Origin of the sequence: Acinetobacter sp. UBA3132 (genome assembly GCF_002364825.1) — a bacterium.
In the GTDB taxonomy this organism is placed as follows: Bacteria; Pseudomonadota; Gammaproteobacteria; order Pseudomonadales; family Moraxellaceae; genus Acinetobacter; species Acinetobacter schindleri.
Window position 1 is genome coordinate 1 of sequence record NZ_DEZM01000203.1, and the last position, 1,081, is coordinate 1,081.

The window sequence follows — 1,081 nt, forward strand, 5'->3', positions numbered from 1 at the left end:
TTCCAAATGCGAAACTTGTTTACAACAACTCTCCATCGTTCAACTGGACTTTAAACTTCCGTCAACAAGCGTACGACCGTTGGGTTGCTGAAGGTAAAGACGTATCTGCATACGACCGCGCTAAACTAATGAGTGCTGAGTACGACAACACTGAATTGGCTGCTGAAGCTGACGAGAAAGTTCGTACATTCCAGGCAGATGCTTCTCGTGAAGCAGGTGTATTCCACCACTTGATCACTCTACCGACTTACCACACAGCTGCGCTTTCTACTCACGAGCTTGCTCAAGGTTACTTCGGTTCTGAAGGTATGTTGGCTTATGTTGCTGGCGTACAACGTAAAGAAATCCGTGGCGGTATCGCTTGTGTGAAACACCAAGCAATGGCGGGTTCTGACATCGGTGACGACCACAAAGAAATCTTCGCTGGTGACAACGCGCTTAAAGCGGGTGACGATGCGAAAAACACAATGAACCAATTCTCTGCATAAGCACTGAACTGATTCAAAGAAGACCCTGCGCAAGCAGGGTTTTTTTATTGGAACAATAAAAAAATAATGACATAAATAACTGTAACAGCAGCCTGAAGGCAGTATCTTCATAATTGCTTCATGATTTAATTTTATACATGTTTTTCTGTGATCAAGCCTTGCAATCTCAATGCCACTGCTTGAATATCCATATAGCTGATTCAGTTGTCCAACTCATCCTAAAATTCATCAAATTCAAAGTGATTCAGACCTATGCTGTCTAAGTTTTTTATTCATCGACCTATTTTTGCAGGCGTGCTGGCCATCGTCGTGATGGCGATCGGATTATTTGCGGTCATGAATTTACCTGTGGAACGTTATCCAGATATTGCGCCACCGCGAGTGACAGTATCGGCAACCTATTCCGGCGCATCTGCGGAAACGGTGGAGGAGAGCGTGACCCAAGTACTGGAACAGCAGATTAAAGGCATTGATCACTTACTGTATTTCAGTTCTAGCAGCGATTCCTCCGGGCGTAGCCGGATCAATATCAGCTTTGAAAACGGGACTGATCCAGACACGGCTCAGGTACAGGTACAAAATGCGATTAATGG

Annotated in this window: 1 protein-coding gene and 1 pseudogene; both read left to right on the forward strand. The window is 44.9% G+C overall.

What is annotated here, in order from left to right; translation table 11 throughout:
* A pseudogene (locus tag B4033_RS11295) lies at positions 1 to 488 on the forward strand (isocitrate lyase); the annotation flags it as partial.
* 252 nt (positions 489 to 740) lie between these two features.
* A partial coding sequence (locus tag B4033_RS11300) for an efflux RND transporter permease subunit (protein ID WP_286834080.1) occupies positions 741 to 1,081 on the forward strand: 341 nt, incomplete at its 3' end.